This is a genomic window from Burkholderia sp. Bp9031, assembly GCF_003857965.1.
Classification (GTDB): Bacteria; Pseudomonadota; Gammaproteobacteria; order Burkholderiales; family Burkholderiaceae; genus Burkholderia; species Burkholderia ambifaria_A.
Genome location: NZ_QTPW01000044.1, coordinates 16,804 through 34,355 on the forward strand (window position 1 = coordinate 16,804; position 17,552 = coordinate 34,355).

The following is a 17,552-nucleotide window of genomic DNA, read 5'->3' on the forward strand; positions in this document are numbered from 1 at the left end:
ATGTACGGACGGCCCCGAGAATTCTAGGAGGAACGGTCGGGGCGGCTTGACACTCCGTCTCAAAAATGCGGAACATCACGCGTGTTCGAAAATTTGTGCATAAAGACGTCCCGATCGATGTATGGCTTACTTCGGCATAAATGCATCGATCATCGGCACGGATACGCACGCTGAATTGAAATCTTGAAAGTCGTGCCGTTCCAGGCGGAATGGGCGGTCAGCCAGACACAGTGCGATCCGCACTTTCAGCCGAGCAGGGCCTCGTCGAATTGTCGGCAAAACGAGCGATTCGGCCCGGCATGGCGCATGAGGTGGAACCGCAATTCGCAAACGATTGCTGTCACGAGTCGACCTGTTCGAGAGCGCGTGGAGTGTCCAGGTACTGAAACGATCGAGTTGGCTGAAGCCGTCCTCGGTGCGCTACGGCAAAGTACGTACTGTATGCTTGACATGCCACACTAGCGCGTTCTGAGCGGGCCATTGGCTCAATACAAAGTTCGGCCGCGCGGGACGGATCAAAACCGGATGAAAATCAGCAATGAGCGCTGCATTGAACGACGACCCGCTACACACTGCGATACCGCTAGGCCGCTTGTTGTTGCCGCCGGAGCCGCCGACCCTCGCGCCTGGCATCGCGCACAGCAATTTCAGCGTTCAAGGCGACGCCCGTCGAAGCTTCCTGGCCTGGCAGGAGCGCATGAGTCCTGTCTACGACATTTGGCCTTCGTCAAAGCAAGCTGAGGAGACGTTCGATGCATCGCTGTCCCGTTACACAATCGACAATCTGAGCATCTTCGACTTTCGCACGGGGCCGAACCTGGCCGTGCGATCATTGGGTCGGGTTTCGACCGAGAGCGTTCGCGACATCACGTTCAGCATATTCCTTGAAGGGCCGCCGGCCGAGTTCCTGGGCGGCAAACCACGGTCCGACGTGCCGCAATTTCCAAGTATCCTCGCGCTGGACATGGATCAGCCGTGCACAATCCGGAGTTTTCAAGGTCGGATACTTCTCCTTTTTATACCGCGCGCTTTGGTGGAAAGATCATTCCCTGATGCAGCCTCCCTGCATGGCCGCTGGATTCACGCCACCACCCCTCTCACGCGCATACTGATCGAGCATGTGGTGGCGCTCAGGAGAGAAATCGTCGGCCTGAGCAAGAAGGAGGCGCATCAGTCCTTTCTCACCGCTGTAGAGCTGATCGTTGCAGCTTTCAGCCGTCAAGCGGGCCTTGCCGGTAACGCTCGCGCGGCGGTACGCGCTGCTATTTGTGGGCAAGTACGGCGGCATGTAGAGACAAATCTGCATGATCCGAATTTATCGCCTGACAGCGTGCTGGCGTCGCTCCATCTCTCACGCGCCAGCGTATATCGCATATTTGAGCATGAAGGTGGCCTGGCCGCCTATATCCGCAACCGCAGGCTGAGAATGGCGGCCGATGAGCTGGTGCGCTTTCCGCATATGGAGGTGCAGGACGTAGCCTCGGGGTTGGGTTTCAATGATGCGTCGAGCTTTACGCGCGCATTTCGTCGCGCCTTCGACATCGCGCCACGAGAATTGCACGAGTACGCACCGTTGCTCCAGCGCGGAAGTACAAAACGGGAGCGCTTCACATAGGGGCAGTGGTGAACCGGTTGGATCGCGGGCTGCGATCGGGGCCTCGACATCATGGGGCCGTGTCATACACATGTGTTCCGGCACACTCATGAACACGCCTCAAGGTGGCAACGGATTTTCTGAATCACCAAGCGACGCCATACTTTCTTCGAAAGTAACGAAGAATCGGGGGATGCCGAATGAAAGCACGGATCGCCCCTTGTACAAAACAGCGTTAGCGATCATGAGAAGAGGCCTGGTTCGCTCGCTCCGGGTGCTTGTGCTCAGCACCAGTCGGCGCGGAAGCTGCCGAAGCTGCAGAATCAACCGACAGCTTGTTCATATACGCCGGCGCAGCCTTCGTCTTCTGTCGAACGCCCGGCGGCGGCGCCGTCGGGCGCTGCTCCATGCTGGCCAGCATCTGCTGGCACGGCAACGGGCGATTGCGGCCCGGCTGCAGCAACGCGAGCAGACTCGCGAGCGGATTCAGCAAGCCCAGCCCGATCGCCGCCCCGCCACGCGCGATCAGTGCCCCGGCCTTGACCCCGACGTGCGGTTGCTTGAAGGATCCGGTGACATACAATGGCGAGCGTAGCGATATCACCCGGAATCCCTTGGTATGCGGATGGATCGTCAGATTCATGGTCTCGTCCCGCAGGTTCACGTTACCGTCCATTCCGATCACCGCGTCATCGGTGTCGAGCGCGAACACGCGCGAGTCGAGCACGCCATTGGTGGCCACGAAGTCGGCCACTCCGCAGTTGATCTTTACGTCACGTGTGCCGAACAATTTCTCGTACACCACGTTTGCCACGTTCAGCCCGGCGGCTTCCATTAGCAGGAGACTCACCGTGCCGTCGGTGACCAATGTCTTCACTTCCCCGTTGGAAGTCGCTGCGAGTGCCGCCGGCGAATTGCCGGTGGCCGATAACGCGGCATCGCCGTTGACCTCGCCGAGCGCTGTTTGCATCACCGAGAATGTCGGGAACAGTTGCTTGAGTTTCAGATGTCGCGCCTGCAGCGAGAACCGCCCCTTGAGCGGCATGCCGCTGCCGTCCAGGTGGATGTTCGAAGCAAGCGTGCCACCCGCGACACCAAAGTTCAGCGGGTTGAGCGTCAGCACACCGTCATGCATGACGACGTGGGTCGACAGGTCGGTGATCGGCAAACTCGAGGTCTTGACGATGCGCCGCCCGGTAAATCGAACGTCGGCGTCGATCTTCTTCCAGCGGTCGGTGCGAAATGCCTCGACCGGCAACGCCTTGTTCGCGGGCTGCGCGACGGCGGCGCCCCGCCGCGCCTTGCTGGCATTCGTGTCGGCGCCGATGAGTGGCGCAAGGTCGGAGAACTGCAGCAGTTTTGACACCAGCGTACCGGACAGGAGCGGCCTCGGTTCGCGCGAAACGTACACCAACGTGCCGTTGAGATCGCTGCCACCGACGCGTCCCGTGAAGTCCTCGTACTTGAAGACGTCGCCGGACGCCCGGAACTGGCCGACCAGCCGGCCGTCGGTCGCATAAGGAGAGGTTTCGGGTAATGTGATGCCCGTGACTTCATACAGTTGGGCCATGCTGGTGCCCGCGAGCCACAGTCGAAGATCAACCGCAGCCAGGTGAGACGGATCAGTCAGCGTGCCAACGAGCGCCAGGTGCGTATGGCCAAAGCGCACATCGGCCTGAACCGGAAACGGGCGTTGCGTGCCCTGCACCTCCAGCAAATTGCCGATCTTGCCAGTGCCGACGACATCCCCCTTCTTGTAGGTTCCCTTGACGGTCCAGCCAATCATGTAAGGGCCGACGCTGGCAGATGCCGCGGCCGCTGCGCCGGCCGACGCGCTCGTTGTCGCCGAGGCCGTTGTGCCCGATGCGGTAGCTGCGGGTGCGTTCGACGCCGCCGGTGGGCCTGATACAGGCGGGGCTATTGTAGTGCCGGATTTCGTTGCTTCGGCATGCGAAGCAGCGGCCAACGCTTGCGAAGCCGCTGCCGATGCGCGGGACGCCGCCTCGGCACCCGACGCAGGAACCGTCGGTTGCGCCGAACCGGCGTGCGCCTGGGCCGCAAGCTTCTTTTGACCTGCCGGCCCGACAGCCTGTGCCGATTCGCGGTGCGCCAACGCCTCCTGCTGCTTCACCACCGCACCGAACGGGATCGGCTGGCCAAGCGTGTCGATCACGGCGCTCAGATCAAATTGCTTTTGCTGGTCGTAGTAGCCGAGATTGCCTCGGGCAAACGCGATCTCATGCAAGTCGAGCGTCCATTGGCCCCGATGCGCGAGCTTCCTGAGCTTGAACGTCCAGTTGTCTCGCCCGTCCCTGAGGCGTTCGAGGTCGACGGTTGGATTGACCAGATCGATTGCCGGAATCACGATGTGGCGTGCCATCAGCGGTAGAGCCTCGACTTCGAAGCTGATCGCGTCCAGCGTGACGAAATACTTCGTGCGCGCCCAATCGGGATTGGAGATCGTGACATGGTGTGCGCTGAATCGTGGCCATGGCACCCATGCGCGCCAGCCCTGCTCGCTCATGGGCCGACGCCACCCGACACGCAGATCGCCGTTGATGGCGAACGGCCGTCCGATCGCGTCCGACACCTTGTCATCGACCCAAGGCCGGGCTCGATTCCAGTCGAACGTCACAATGAAGATGATCAGCGCCGCAAGCGCCAGAGTGACGATAACGGAAAGCCACGCGGCCGCCTTGCCGACGGTGTGGCCGATATGCATTGCTCACTCCCCGAGTTTGCTGATCGGTATCGGGCAATTCGTGTTCCTGAATGCGCTTCAAATGGGCATGTCCGATGATATCGACACGTAATCGCGTTCGGCCTGCCGAGAGCGTGCGCGAGCAGTGGAAAGATGCCGCGCGATCCGATTGCCGGACCATCCGCCATACGCGCAGGAATTTCGAGGGATTGCGGATAAGGAGGGCTCCGCCAGGCAGCGTGCGTGAATTCGAAATGGGGTTCTCACGACTTTTCAGGAGTGAATCTTCGCAGTAATGTCCCGAACGACTGCTCCATCTGCTCGCGCTGTCTGGCGGTGGCACGCTCGTTGCGCGAGAGAAGCGGACGCTTGCTGCGGTGCTTCCCGCATCCACGGTATGTCGATCGGGAGAATCAATGGATCGTCGCCATTTCCTCAAGTCGTCGGCCTTTTTTACCATTGCGGCTGCCACCGCCACGCTCGACGCTCCCCCGACGGTCCTGCCGGTCAGTGCCGTGCGCAAGAATCTCTATCGATTCCCGCAAGGTGTCGCAAGCGGTGATCCGCGCGATCGCTCCATCGTGTTCTGGACGCGATGCGTGCCGGTATCTCGGGACGCCCGGCACCCAGCAAAAGGCGTCGCGCGCGCGGTACCGCTACGACTCGAAGTATCGACGCTGCCGGATTTCTCGACGCTCGTCGCCAGCGTCCCGCTGAGGGCGCTGTCCACCTACGACTTCACCGTGCGCGCGAAGGTGACGGCGCTCTCGCCGAAGACCACCTACCACTACAGGTTCGTCGCCGGCGACGACGTCAGCATGACGGGTGTCGCGCGCACGGCGCCAGAGGCAAACGAGGCCAACGAACGGGTTCGCTTCGCGTGGCTCACCTGCCAGGACTGGAGCGTCAACCACTGGCAAGCGATGACGTTGCTGGCCGCAGAACGCGATCTCGATTTCGTCGTGCACGTGGGCGACTACATCTATGAAACGGTCGGGACCTCTCCCCCCGACCGTGCCGAGCCGGCGCATCCTCCGCTGCGCTTGCCCGACGGCAAGCTGCTCGCGGACGGCCGCGCGTATGCCGACACGCTCGAAGACTACCGGACGCTCTACCGCACCTATCGTGCCGATCCGCGCCTCCAGACGCTGCACCAGCGCGTGCCGATGATCGCGATCTGGGACGACCACGAATTTTCCGACGACTGCTGGCAGGATCATCAGGTCTACACCAACGAGGAGCGGCAGGAAACCCGCCGGCGGCACAGCGCCAGTCGCGCGTGGGCGGAGTACATGCCGGTGGATTGGAGCGATGTGCGCTTCGAGCCGGACAATCCGTCGTACACGAACATTCGCATCTACCGCGATTTTCGTTTCGGCATGCTGATGCACCTGGTGATGACGGACGAGCGGCTGTATCGCGACGACCATGTCGTGAGCGAGGCAGCCGTCGCGCGCACGCGCGGGCACGACCCGGTGCATGGGGACGATGCAGCCGGCTCGCGCTACTTCGTCAAGCAGGACGTGCTGCAACGTGACGAGGCGCGCGATACCAAGCAGCTTGGTCGCCCGCCGTCGATGCTGGGTCCGGAACAGACACAATGGTGGAAAGCCACGATGAAGGGCTCGCCGGCAACCTGGAAGGTGTGGGGCAACGAGGTGATGTTGAACCGGCTGTGGCTCCTGATGCCGGGCGCGCCCAAGACACCGGCGGCCCGCCTCGTGGTCGATTGCGACGCCTGGGACGGCTATCCCGCACACAAGCACGAACTGCTCGCTTACTTGAGGGAGCACGGGATCCATAACGTCGTCGCGATCACCGGGGATCTGCATGCATTTCAGTGCGGCGTCGTGCGGGACGATCCCGATCCCTCGACGGGGGTACCCGTGCTCGTCGATTTCGTCTGCGCCGGCATCAGCAGCGCATCCTTCTATTCGTACCTGAAAGTCGCATGGAACGGTACACCGCTAGCGTCGATCGCGGCCACCCCCGCCAAACTCGACAACTTCCTGATGGCGAACAACCCCGATCTGTGCCACGCCGACCACGACGCGCAGGGTTATGCGTCGGCCACCGTCACGCCGGAACATTTTTCCGTCACGTTCAACAAAGTGAAGCCATTGGACCTGGACGGAGCCGCGCCCGCGGACGCACTGCTTGGCCGCACGCGATTGACCGTGCCCAACGGCTCAGTCGAGGTACGCGTCGAACCCATCTAGACTCCGATGCGCGCGTGGGTTCGTTGTATCGTGCCTTCCCGCACATTCAAGTGCGGGCCCCTGCCAGTCATGCACAGCGCCGCTCCAGGCCGCTCGTCAGTGGATATGTCCGCTGAAAAGCCCGAGCAATCCTATGACGATCAGGTAGATCGCAACGATGTAATTCAGCAAGCGCGGCACCACCAGAATAAGAATTCCAGCGATCAGCGAGACCAACGGGCTCAAATTCGAAAATACGTGCATGGCGTTGCTCCCTTGACAATAGATCGCGAAATCGCTGAGTGGAGCGCCTCTCCCGAAACACCGGAAACAACGTCGCTTAAAAGCACGTTCGCTGCCAATTGACATCCAGTTACCCGCCGGGACATGCGCTTGAGCCGAAGCATGCCGACGATCTCGGAGCACCAGGCAAACACTCTACCGGCGGCCGCGGACCGTACCGCATGAACTTGTTCTTCGTAGCCGCCGCGCTCTTTCAACGCTGCACGCGATTCCCCGCATGTACGGGAGATCTTTACCGACGCAGGCGACCTGAACCACGGACGTTTGTCGGTGCAGCGTTCGCTGCGTATCGGAGCGATTTCCGTGCCCGGGTTAGCGCGTGCGGCCGGGCACGCCGGGCACGACGTGAATGCGCGAGCGCGTCATGCACGCGCTCGGCGACCAGCGGCGCGCCACCCGCAGACGTCGCATGGCTACCTCTCACGAAGCGACGCCGCGACAGAAATGACAAGCAGTTGAAAAATCGTCCGCGCGTCCTCGTGCCGGTCGCGCAGCGGCGTTGGCGTGCGCCCGCTCCGGCACACCCGTCACGCGTCGGGCGGATTGTCGACGGGCGCGCGCTCACGATCGTCACCCGGTTCGTCTTCCCGCGCGGCCACCCGCTTCGCCATTTCGAGGTAGGTCTGCGCCATCGCGCGCAATTCTTCTTCCGATGCGTCCTCGATCCCGATCAGCCGGTCGCTCGCCGCGTGCGTGACGGCCACGAGTTCGTCCAGTTTCAGATGCAGCGCTACGCTGTCGCGATTCTGGTTGCGTTGCAGCAGGAATACCATCAGGAACGTGATGATCGTCGTTCCGGTATTGATCACGAGTTGCCACGCGTCGGAATAGTGGAAAACCGGCCCGGTGACGAGCCACAGCACGGTGATGGCCACTGCACTGCCGAATGCGACCGGCGAGCCGGCCCACACTGTCACGTGCGACGCGAAGCGCTCGAAGAGGCGGGTAACGGGGTGCCGCGCCGTGTTCGCGCGCGGATAGGCGACGGTTCGGTCGTCCCGGTCCGCTCTGACTCGAGGTCGATCGTTCGATTCGTGCATGACGCCTCCAGGAAACACGTGTCGATCCCGGCGCGCGCGCAGTCCGGCCGCCAGTTGCGGCACGGGGTTCGGTCCCGTATGCGGGCGCCGCGTACGAGCGAGCATGCCGCGTGCCCGGCGGCGCCCGCTCACGGCGTCATGCAGTGCGCGCCTTCTGCCAGCGTTTCATCAGCGCGGCCTCGTCGCGCTGCGCGGCGACGCCCGCGGCGACGAATCGGGAACGGTTACGGTGTTCACTGGATGCAGCAGCCCCACTTCGCCGAACGTGCCGACGAGCCCGGCCAAACGCGCGGCCGGCAGGCAGCCCGGCAAGCCTCGGCACGACGGCGAGCACGCCTGCGTCCAACCGCGCGCGTACGCACCAGCAACTGACGTTTGGTCAGTCCCGCCACGCACTCGCGGACGAAGCAGGTGCAGGCGTCGGTACCGGCTCGGGAGGGAATGTTGGTGACAACGCGAAGGCCCACAGTCTCAGGACGTCCGTCATTCACGGCCTTCTACAACAACGACAATTGGCCCGGCATGCTTGCAGCGCCTGTCTGGTCGCCCTCATTGTCAGGCCGGCCCGGCCGGGCTGCGGACCGAGCATTCCCGCTTGGCGCCACATTCCCGTCGTCCTGCCGATTCTTTCGCGCCCACTCGGCGCCAAGCACATCGGTTGAGAAAACAACCCCCGGTGCAATCTGAACAAGCTCGCTCATCTGCGGCTCTTCCTAGGCGGACTGAACATCGAAGTGCGCTGCGGCGTAGCGCGCACTGCAATTCCACACTTCAACGCCACTACGGGTGAAGGTGGCCCATCCATCCTCCACGATCATCTCGGCGTCCGGAAATACGTCGCCGTGCCCCATCGCGCGGGCAGCAAAGACCGTGCGCTCACGACACGTCGCCCGGTACTTCCCATCGGGTAGCGTTGAAGGCGTCGAACTCAACGATCTGCTCCCTTCACTGCTCGATCAAAAACCGATTGCGGTTCTTCGCGCCTGCGATCCATTGCGGCGCCCTGCCACGCCCGCTCCACGTTGCACCCGTTTTCGGATCGCGATACTTCGGTGCGACCGGCGCAGCGACGGTGCCGGATGGACCGGGACGGCGTCGCCCAAAAAGCTGATCGGGCGTGATGCCATATTCGGCAATCTGTTCACGCATCGTCGTGATGATGCTTTCCAGTTCGGCGAGCCGCGCTTCTTCCGCTTGCTGCGCCAGCGCTTCTGCCTGCGCTTTAAGTTCGAGGTAGGTAGCCATGGATATGAAAGGATTCCTTGAAAATTGGCAAGTAGACGAAAAGCCCCTTGGTCGGGTCGAAAGATCGTCGACTCCACCATCAACATTATGGTAGCGAGAGCGATGATAATCGATAGTGTTATCTCCGTGCGTGCCGACGGTGGCGCACCGTGATTTGATCTCTATATCGAGGGCGTGCTGTTCACAGCTTCATCAGCCGATGTCGACAATATGCTTTAATCGGATTTACATAATCATAAGAGCAAAGTTGTCATGTCGCACCTGGTCAAAGTTAAAACTTCATAATCCAAGTGTTTTATCGCATGCTGGAAGCGGTTTGGACCGCCGCGTCCTTTGCGTTGTCGAGCTGAAACCACGGCAATTGTGCAGCAGGCTGCTGCACAAATCGACTCTCCAAACGGAATGGGTCTACGCGCAAGAACGAGCCCTAGAAATTGCGCGCCAGGCCGACCATGAACATGTCCTGATCCTTGTCATTACCCGTTGCGACACGATTGAAGCGCAAGCTCGCCGCCCAATCGTTCGTGACCTGATAGGTCACCTGCGCGCTGAGCAACGCATTGAGTCTCGTTTTGCTCGAGGCCTCATCCCGATCATGCGAGAGATACGGACCGACACCTGCCGAAAGCGTCCATTTGCTCCTGATCGGCGCGACGTACCAGAATTGCGCTGCCACACCTCGTCGGCCGGCGACGCCGTTATTGCCTTCGTAGATGAAGCTCGCCGAATAGGCCCACGCATTGCCGAGCGGCCGCTTGACTTCGACCATATACCCCTTTTCGATCGGCACTTGGGGACGGTTCGTCTGCGACGTCCCGGCCCAAACACTAACCTGCGTCTTGCCGTCCGACAACGCCGGGCCAGGATCGCCGCCAAAATCCGAGCCGATGCCGAAGAGCACCGCGTCGGAATTGAATCCGCCAATCATCTGGACGTGGTTGTACTGCACCTTGAGGAAGAAGCGGTTGGGAATGACGTAATACCGCACCGCTGCCGACGCACGCACGCCCCATCGCTTTTCATTGCGCACCTGGTTGTCGACATGTGTCGTGTCCATGCTGAAATATGGCCCCGCCGACAATTCGAGCGCCAGGCGATTGCCGACCGGCCAACGAAACGAACCCAGGGCGGCGAAGCCGTCACGGTGGTGATCCAGCGGATGCCCCTCGTTCACATACGCGAGGTAGACCGAGAGGTAGTCATTCAGGACGTCGCCGAAGCCGACTTCGTAGGCACGCCAATGCATATCGCCACCCTCGGTCGAGCGTCCGTCGCCATACACCGCGTAGACGTCGATCGTTCTTTCCGATGGCTTGAACCCAGCAGGTACACTCGAAGCACTATCCTCGGCGTACGCGTGGCCTGGGCCGGCCAGAATTGCCAGACCGGCGATCGAGCTTGTGAGGACGAAGCGCGAATAGATGCGACGGCACTGCCCCATTTGGACACCCCCTCACCTTGGTAACCGCGATTTCTTGGACAAGCTGACAGCGATTATAGGCGGCCTCGGGTAACAGGGACCAACCCACTCACTTCTCCGGCCGTAGCCTCGAAGAGGGGCTCGCCGATCCGGAACACCTACGCCGAACCGTGGCCGAGCAACACGGCGACATTGCGCTCGGCCAGCGCAGCGATCGTGCGCGACGGATTCAGCCCAAGCGCACGCGGGATCGTCGCACCGTCCATCACATAGAGCCCGTCGTAACCGAATACCTTTCCGTCCGCGCTCACCACGCCATCCGCGTGCGTGAGCCCCATGTTGCAACCGCCGAGCGGATGCGGGGTGATCAGCTTGTGGAGGTTGCTCCACGTCGGCGGGACGAAGGGTTCGCCGCCCGTGGCAACCGACAGGCGCCGGTGCGTATCGACCATCGCATCGACGACAGCCTCGGATCGCGTGTACGACCAGTCGAGCCGCAACTCGCGTCGCCATGGCGCAAACCAGCAGCGCCCGAGACGCATGCGCCCGTCCCCCGGATCGATCGCCTGGCCGAACCAGGGCATCATGTTCTCGACCGGGTCATCGCAATCGAAATGACGCGCGAAGGTCCGCCAGAACGTGCGCATCACCCCACCATGAGCGCGCTGCAGGTGGCGACGCACGAAGTCATGCGCGAGATTGGGCACGCCGCCGTCCTCCACGAACAGAGGCTGACCATTGGCGGCAGCCCGGTCGAGAAGGTCGATCGCAGCGGAAATGGTGACGCCGTGCGACGGCGAGATCTTCCTGTGCCTGTAGAAGGCCGGAGTGACGAAATCGCCGTTGAAAGCCCAGCCCCAGCCGAGCCTCGGCGACAGATTCGGCAGCGTGCGATGCTCGTCGCGACAGCGGAGCAGCAACTCGGTACTGCCGATCGATCCGGCACTGACGATCACGATAGCCGCCGTCGCGGTTCCGGGCATGAAACGCCCCGCGGCGGAATCGATGACGTTGAAATGCACGCGCCATCCCTGGCCGAGCGGCTCGAGCTTCTGCACGACGTGCAGCGGAAGGATTGTTGCGCCATGGCGCTCGGCCACGGCCAGATAGTTGAGGTCGAGCGTGTTCTTCGCCGACACCTGGCATCCGATGTCGCAATTGCCACAGTGGACGCACGTGCCCTGCGATACGCCATGCACGTTGACGTACCTGACCGAATGCCGGTCGTCGCGCGCGCCGGGCAAGGACGGATCGTAGGTCGGCGAAAACGACACGGCGAGTGGCAACTTGCGATACCGATCGCCCCAACCGCAGGCGTCGGCAGCGTCGCGCAACAAGCGGGTGCGTTCGCTGATCTGGTTGTCGGGCACCTCCTGGACCGACAGCATCCAGCCCACGCGCTGATAATAAGGCTTGAGCGCCTCGTACGTGATCTCCGGCGGCCAGCCCTGCTCGAAGGCGTCGGGTTTGGCCTCGACCGAGACGTTCGCGTAGATCAGCGACCCGCCGCCCACGCCCGCGGCGGCCACCACCGACATGTTGGAAAAGACCCGCAGGTCGGCCCAGCCATGGAATCGTTGCGGGTTCTGCTGACGCCACAGCCACGGGTCGGTCTCGTCGCGCGGATACGTGTTCGGCGTCCAGCGGCGACCCCGCTCCAGCACCAGCACCCGCCTTCCCGCCTCCGCGGCGCGACAGGCGGCCACCGCTCCGCCGAAGCCGCTCCCGACAACGATGACATCGTATTCAAACGCGCTCATGACGACGTTCTCCTGACGCAGGTGCGTCACAGTTCCGATGCGAAACCCCTGAAGAATCCTCCAATCCCCGAAGGCATCTCGATGCCAAACGGGGCGAAATCGATGCGGCCCGTCAGACCGCTTTCGTGTTGGCTGAAGTGAAACAGCCGCAAGCAAAATCGTTTGGAAAAACCCGACATCGTGATTCGCCAATCTTGCGCGCCGAGCCCGGTGAAACACCGCCACCCAGATGAAATTTCTTGTGTTTTCAATAGCTTAACTCCCCTCATACACGCATGATTCGCGACTGGCACGCCCTATGCGTTTGTAGCAGCGAGCGCAACGAAAAGTGCTCTCTTCCAAACCGCAGCAAACTCAAGGAGATTTATCATGTCCGCACTGATGATCAACGACCTGTCCCGCGCCCACGAACTCAGCCGCAAGGAAATGGCTTCCGTCAGCGGTGGTAGCGTGTTCCAGAACTTCGGCGTCAACAACATCGCTTCCGGCAGCGGATTCTCGTTCGCCAGCCCGAACACCATCACGGCCCCGGTTACCCAGGTCGATGCATCGACCCACCTGGATCTCACCAGCGTGACCAACTCGATCAACAACCTTGGCGGCCTGGTTGTCGGGAAGCTGGGCCTGTAAGGCTCGCGATGCTTCCTCGCAGTGGTGGCCGTATTCGATAGCGTCGTACCGAAGCGCTCCAGCCCGCCGCGGGGTTGTCCTCGCGGCACTCAAAGCCCGCCAGGCCGTGTCCGTTGGCGGGCTTCGTTGCATGATAAAAACGCAGCCGGCATGAACCGGCAGATTTGCTGACGCCCCGTCAGCAGCACCGCCCTCTCCCATCAGCAGCCGGGACGATCCCGACGCGCTTTTGACCTCCATCCCCTGCACGCGGATCCGCCTCACCTCGTCGAGGTTGATGGTGCCGCGGCGCCAGTCACGGAACGGCGTGGTCGCATCGATGCGTCGTTGGCCCTCGGCGCGGCATTCCCGATGCGTCTCGCCGTCCGTCAGGAACACATCGAATTCAGTTATGCGAAGCACATGACCGGTTGCGGGCGCCCGTCGGTACACCATCGCGCCGACGTTCGCCGACGGCAAGCGCGCGTCGCTCAACTGCCGGGTGCCGCGCGCGATCGCGTGCGCGTTGACGACTTTTTCGTGCAGACGCTTCCCCCCCGCTGCTGCATAGGGATACCCGAGACGCGAATCGCAAGCGCCACGCGCCGTTTCATGTTGGCCGAGACAAAACAGCCGCCACGGAAATCGTTTGGAAAAACCCGACATCGTGATTCCTCGATTTTGCTCGCCGCGCCCGGCGAAGCGTCGGATGCCAGATGAAATTTCTTTTGTTTTCATGAGGTTAAGCGCCCGCCATGCACGCATGATTCAAGGCTGGCACGCCCCGTGCATTTATAGCTGCGAGCGCAACGAAACGTGCTCTCTTCCAAACCGCAGCAAACCCAAGGAGATTTACCATGTCCGCACTGATGATCAACGACCTGTCCCGCGCCCACGAACTCAGCCGCAAGGAAATGGCTTCCGTCAGCGGCGGTAGCGTGTTCCAGAATGCCGGTATCAACAACATCGCTACCGGCAGTGGATTCTCGTTCGCCAGCCCCAACACCATCACGGCTCCGGTTACCCAGGTCGATGCATCGACCCACCAGGATCTCACCAGCGTGACCAACACGATCAACAACCTGGGCGGCCAGGTCATCGCGAAGCTGGGCCTGTAAGTTTCGCCATGCTTCCTTGCAGTGTTAGCCGTATTCGATAGTGTCGTGCCGCACTACCGAAGTGCTCCAGTCCGCCGCAGGTTCATCCTCGCGGTGTTTCAAGCCCGCCAGGCTCCGTCTCCTGGTGGGCTTTTTTGCATCGACGAAAGCGCAACCGGCATGCATGAAGCGTCAGTTGCCGAGCGGCAGGCAGTCCGATCGGCGAACGGTGTCGCGCCATCCGATATCCAGCCCGGCACGCGTATAACTCTGTGCCAGCACGGCTCTGTCGTGCTCGTAGCTTCGTGTCACCCAATCGCAGTACAGCGCCGCCAGCAAACTTGCCCGATCGGGATGACGTGAAACTTCGACGGCCATTGCGCCCGCGCGCAGGCCGGAAGCGATGGCAAAACGCAAACCATCGCCTGTCGCGGGATCGAGATAGCCCGCCGCATCGCCGCACACGATATAGCCCGGTCCCGCAGCCTGTCGCACGCGATGCCAGCGCCTGCACTCGCACCACACCGGTCCGACGGGTGTCGTGTTCGCCGGCCACGTGATTTCGCCGTCGCGCAGCGTCGATAGCGACGTCCAGATCTGAAACGCGGACGCCGCTCTCATCCATAGCCAGCCGCCATGCGCGATCTTCCAGTATGTGTCGATGTGCGCCCCATGCGCACGCGCGTAGCCGCGGCGAAGCCAGAACCGCGACGAGTCGGTCGCCACGTCGAGCCGAATCGCGCGACGCAGCCATCCGTTGATGCCGGTCGCATCGATCACGATGCTTGCGCCGATCTCGCCGTCGCCGTGCGCGATGCCAACGACCGCGCCGTGTTCGACAAGCGCGACAAGTCCACCGGCGGGCGCTCGCGAATAGCGAACGCCCGCAGCGAGCGCTTCGGCACGCAAGCCGTCGTCAAGGCGACTGCGGATGACCGAACGTCCCCGCTGCGAATCGGCCCGGCCCTCGAGCCATACATGCGGTTGACGGGCCAGACTCGGCGCCATGCGATCCAGCAGCGTGAGCGCGGCGCCGGACACGCATTCCGGCGCCGCGCGCGAACGCCCGCGGCCCAGCATCCACACGTTGCCGCCGGCTCCCGCCGCAGCGATCGCCGCCGCACATCCGGCAGGCCCGTCGCCGACGACGACCACGTCAAACGCATTCATCGCGCGCCCTCAGTAAAGCCCGAGCGCGTCGGGCCCCGGTGCGCAGCGCAGCACGTGCCCGATTACCCGGGCCTCGGTCGCATCGCAACGGATCGCCTCACCGTAGCGCACGCGCAGTCGTCCCGGTGTGTGCTGTGTCGGCGCCGCACCATCAGCGGCAGGACGCACGAAAAGAAAGCGATAGCGTCCGGCAACGCCCGGTTCGTGCGCATCGTCGGCTTCGCCAAGTGCCCGTGCGGATACCAGCCACAGCTTCGTATGCGAAGGCGTTTGTCCGTTGTCGCATGCCGCGACGGCATGGCGCAATGCACTGATGCGCCGAATCAGCTCGGCCGAATCGACATGCTCGAATGCGCCGTACAGCATCTCGCCATGCAACGCGTTGGCGACGTAATCCGAGCGTTCGATATCCGCGTAATCCACGTTGCCGTCGGGTGTCAGGTACGGGCCGTATTCGCCGTCCCATCCGCGCCGCGTATTCGACTCGTCGCCACGCGTGACCAGCGGATGGCACGGATGCAAACCGAGCTCAGGGTCGAGCATGGGGATGGCGGTGGGCGCATCGGCCCGATTGAAGGTTCTGGACGCATCCGGACTCACGGCAGGCCAGAAGCTGTTGGAGGCCGCGCACAGCTTGATATCCTCGGCGAACGGGCTGCCCAACCCGAAGGTTGCGAGGAAGATGCCCCGCCGGTTACCCGCATAGGTGACGTCCCAGCCGGGCGCAAAGACACCCGACGACGCGTCCGACAGAAACGAAGTCATGCGCGGCGCATGCACTTCCCTGTCCCCCCGGCGCGTTGCGCGTGCCGCCAGGCTGAACGCGACGGCGACCGTCCCATCGCTCGGCGAAAATGCCTGCGTGTTGCTGAACGGATCGACATGGTCGGGATTGGCCGGGAGACGCTCGGCGCTGAGCGATATCGGCGAGCCGCTTCTGAACTGCGACTTCGGATCGATCCGCCGGTCCTTGAACCAGCGCTGCAATTCCGCCTGGTCGGCGTACGGATAGAAGTCCGGCGCGGCAACGATCGAATAGGCCGGGAGCACCGCGCGTTCGGCCAGCTCGGCGATGCGGATCGTCACGACCCCTTCGGTGCAGTGATCCAGAAACAGCTGCGCGCGGTAACCGCCTTTGCCGACCTCCCCGAGAAATGCCAGCCGGTCGACGGGATGTGCCCGCATATCCGTGTAGGTGCCGTCCTCGCGCGACTTGTGCCGGATGTTGATGAACTCCGGGGCATTGCGAGGTTCGGGAAAGCGCAGCCAACCGGGCGCGAAATGCGGAAAATAGTGCTGCCGCACCTCGTCGATGGCGGCCAGCACCAGCTTCCACAGGTTCGTGATGATTCTCATCGTCGTGAAGCGCCGGTTGGCGAGCGGCACCAGTCGCCATCGAGCCGGCACGCCAAAACCGTGCACCCCGAAGTTGGCCGCGGTCACGGGCTCGATCAGGGGCCGCGCGGCCGGCATCAACAGCACGGCCGCGCCCGAACGCTTCAGCGCGACTGCCGGTGCGATCGAACCGGCAGGCGGTACCTCGCAGGGGTCCTGACAGCGGATCGCATACGGCGCGCCGACCAGATCGCCCGATGGCGATGGCCGCACGCCCCAGCGCGCCTCGACGGCCCGCTTCAGCTTCTCGCCGACATGGCGGTGGCCATATTGCAATGTCAACCGCAGTCCGGGCAGGCATTCATCGGGAAACAGCTTGCGTACGGGTTCGATGAAGGTGCGCTGAGGGTCGCCCGCTCGCCTGCCCTCGATCAGGGCGAGCCTGTCGGGACCGGTGACCCGGCGGACGAGAAACGCGCCATAGCGCGCCGGCATCACGCGGACATGCTCGATCGCGTCCGGCACATGCGGCACGAAGCTTCGGGTCTGCCCGTCGTAGCACGCGTCGGTGTCGCCGTTGCGTGCTATGCCGAGTCGCGAGAACACGAAGTCCGCATGCTGCTGATGTCCGGTGCGGCGCGCCGGCCGGTACTGGTAAGCCAGCACCGCGATGTCCAGCGTCTGCCAGTCGGGCGGCAACGGCGCCAGCGAAGCGATGTAGTTCTCCAGCAAATCGAGTGCTTCGAGACGTACGCCGGCGTCCGGCGACGGGCACTCGGACAGCGCAAGCATGTGATAGATCAGGCTGCGCGCGGGGTCGCCGGGCTCGATCGCCCGCGTGGCGTCCGGGCAGAGATCGCAAATGCGGGGATCGTCCCAGTCGATCGGCAACGGCCGGCTCAGTCGGTTCGCCGTCTCCCCGGGCGTGCCCGAATCGGCCAGGTCGAGACCATGACGCTTGAACGCTTCTCGCCACGGAGCCGGCAGATCGAGCAGCAACGCGTGAACCTCATCGACAAGCATCAACGACCTCCGGCGGGTGGTGCGTTCGAAGCGATCGGCACGATGCGCTTCGCGTCC

The 17,552-nt window shown here is 62.8% G+C and carries 13 protein-coding genes; 4 read left to right on the plus strand and 9 right to left on the minus strand.

Going from position 1 to position 17,552, the window contains the following annotated elements; genetic code table 11:
• Positions 1-538: 538 nt before the first annotated feature.
• Positions 539-1,615, plus strand: coding sequence for a helix-turn-helix domain-containing protein (locus tag DIE15_RS33600; RefSeq protein WP_124835556.1), 1,077 nt, complete (start codon positions 539-541; stop codon positions 1,613-1,615).
• 214 nt (positions 1,616-1,829) lie between these two features.
• On the opposite strand, the gene DIE15_RS33605 is transcribed toward DIE15_RS33600, so the two are convergent.
• Positions 1,830-4,316: an AsmA family protein gene (locus DIE15_RS33605; protein WP_124835557.1), complete on the minus strand. Its 2,487-nt coding sequence runs from the start codon at positions 4,314-4,316 to the stop codon at positions 1,830-1,832.
• A gap of 395 nt (positions 4,317-4,711) precedes the next feature.
• On the opposite strand from DIE15_RS33605, the gene DIE15_RS33610 reads away from it, so the two are divergent.
• Positions 4,712-6,514, plus strand: a complete 1,803-nt coding sequence (locus tag DIE15_RS33610) for an alkaline phosphatase (RefSeq protein ID WP_124835558.1) — start codon at positions 4,712-4,714, stop codon at positions 6,512-6,514.
• Between the two features lie 96 nt (positions 6,515-6,610).
• On the opposite strand, the gene DIE15_RS33615 is transcribed toward DIE15_RS33610, so the two are convergent.
• The 6 genes from DIE15_RS33615 to DIE15_RS33650 all read right to left on the minus strand — a co-directional run bounded on the left by DIE15_RS33615 (position 6,611) and on the right by DIE15_RS33650 (position 12,512).
• Positions 6,611-6,757, minus strand: a complete 147-nt coding sequence (locus tag DIE15_RS33615) for a DUF3096 domain-containing protein (RefSeq protein WP_082664756.1) — start codon at positions 6,755-6,757, stop codon at positions 6,611-6,613.
• Between the two features lie 566 nt (positions 6,758-7,323).
• Entirely contained in the window at positions 7,324-7,836 is a 513-nt protein-coding gene (locus DIE15_RS33620) for a low affinity iron permease family protein (protein WP_057927302.1), read from the minus strand.
• 945 nt (positions 7,837-8,781) lie between these two features.
• Positions 8,782-9,081: an H-NS histone family protein gene (locus DIE15_RS33635; protein WP_057927305.1), complete on the minus strand. Its 300-nt coding sequence runs from the start codon at positions 9,079-9,081 to the stop codon at positions 8,782-8,784.
• 427 nt (positions 9,082-9,508) lie between these two features.
• On the minus strand, positions 9,509-10,522 hold the full coding sequence (locus tag DIE15_RS33640; protein ID WP_057927306.1) for a hypothetical protein: 1,014 nt from the start codon (positions 10,520-10,522) through the stop codon (positions 9,509-9,511).
• Between the two features lie 137 nt (positions 10,523-10,659).
• Entirely contained in the window at positions 10,660-12,261 is a 1,602-nt protein-coding gene (locus DIE15_RS33645) for a GMC oxidoreductase (RefSeq protein WP_124835559.1), read from the minus strand.
• Positions 12,262-12,287: 26 nt separating this feature from the next.
• Positions 12,288-12,512 (minus strand): hypothetical protein, encoded by a 225-nt coding sequence (locus tag DIE15_RS33650; RefSeq protein ID WP_124835560.1) that lies wholly within the window; start codon positions 12,510-12,512, stop codon positions 12,288-12,290.
• Positions 12,513-12,630: 118 nt separating this feature from the next.
• On the opposite strand from DIE15_RS33650, the gene DIE15_RS37905 reads away from it, so the two are divergent.
• Both DIE15_RS37905 and DIE15_RS33665 read left to right on the plus strand, forming a co-directional pair.
• The gene (locus tag DIE15_RS37905; protein WP_057927307.1) at positions 12,631-12,891 is read left to right on the plus strand and encodes a hypothetical protein; all 261 of its coding nucleotides are present in this window, start codon (positions 12,631-12,633) and stop codon (positions 12,889-12,891) included.
• Positions 12,892-13,727: 836 nt separating this feature from the next.
• Positions 13,728-13,988 (plus strand): hypothetical protein, encoded by a 261-nt coding sequence (locus DIE15_RS33665; protein WP_057927308.1) that lies wholly within the window; start codon positions 13,728-13,730, stop codon positions 13,986-13,988.
• A gap of 171 nt (positions 13,989-14,159) precedes the next feature.
• On the opposite strand, the gene DIE15_RS33670 is transcribed toward DIE15_RS33665, so the two are convergent.
• Positions 14,160-15,122, minus strand: coding sequence for an NAD(P)/FAD-dependent oxidoreductase (locus tag DIE15_RS33670; protein WP_185734595.1), 963 nt, complete (start codon positions 15,120-15,122; stop codon positions 14,160-14,162).
• 24 nt (positions 15,123-15,146) lie between these two features.
• Positions 15,147-17,495 (minus strand): hypothetical protein, encoded by a 2,349-nt coding sequence (locus DIE15_RS33675; RefSeq protein WP_057927310.1) that lies wholly within the window; start codon positions 17,493-17,495, stop codon positions 15,147-15,149.
• Positions 17,496-17,552 lie beyond the last annotated feature (57 nt).

What these genes read in the sequence shown, in the direction of transcription:
- DIE15_RS33600 (WP_124835556.1), top strand. Translation starts at nt 539, where the DNA reads ATGAGCGCTGCATTGAACGACGACCCGCTACACACTGCGATACCGCTA.
- DIE15_RS33605 (WP_124835557.1), bottom strand. Translation starts at nt 4,316, where the DNA reads ATGCATATCGGCCACACCGTCGGCAAGGCGGCCGCGTGGCTTTCCGTT.
- DIE15_RS33610 (WP_124835558.1), top strand. Translation starts at nt 4,712, where the DNA reads ATGGATCGTCGCCATTTCCTCAAGTCGTCGGCCTTTTTTACCATTGCG.
- DIE15_RS33615 (WP_082664756.1), bottom strand. Translation starts at nt 6,757, where the DNA reads ATGCACGTATTTTCGAATTTGAGCCCGTTGGTCTCGCTGATCGCTGGA.
- DIE15_RS33620 (WP_057927302.1), bottom strand. Translation starts at nt 7,836, where the DNA reads ATGCACGAATCGAACGATCGACCTCGAGTCAGAGCGGACCGGGACGAC.
- DIE15_RS33635 (WP_057927305.1), bottom strand. Translation starts at nt 9,081, where the DNA reads ATGGCTACCTACCTCGAACTTAAAGCGCAGGCAGAAGCGCTGGCGCAG.
- DIE15_RS33640 (WP_057927306.1), bottom strand. Translation starts at nt 10,522, where the DNA reads ATGGGGCAGTGCCGTCGCATCTATTCGCGCTTCGTCCTCACAAGCTCG.
- DIE15_RS33645 (WP_124835559.1), bottom strand. Translation starts at nt 12,261, where the DNA reads ATGAGCGCGTTTGAATACGATGTCATCGTTGTCGGGAGCGGCTTCGGC.
- DIE15_RS37905 (WP_057927307.1), top strand. Translation starts at nt 12,631, where the DNA reads ATGTCCGCACTGATGATCAACGACCTGTCCCGCGCCCACGAACTCAGC.
- DIE15_RS33665 (WP_057927308.1), top strand. Translation starts at nt 13,728, where the DNA reads ATGTCCGCACTGATGATCAACGACCTGTCCCGCGCCCACGAACTCAGC.
- DIE15_RS33675 (WP_057927310.1), bottom strand. Translation starts at nt 17,495, where the DNA reads ATGCTTGTCGATGAGGTTCACGCGTTGCTGCTCGATCTGCCGGCTCCG.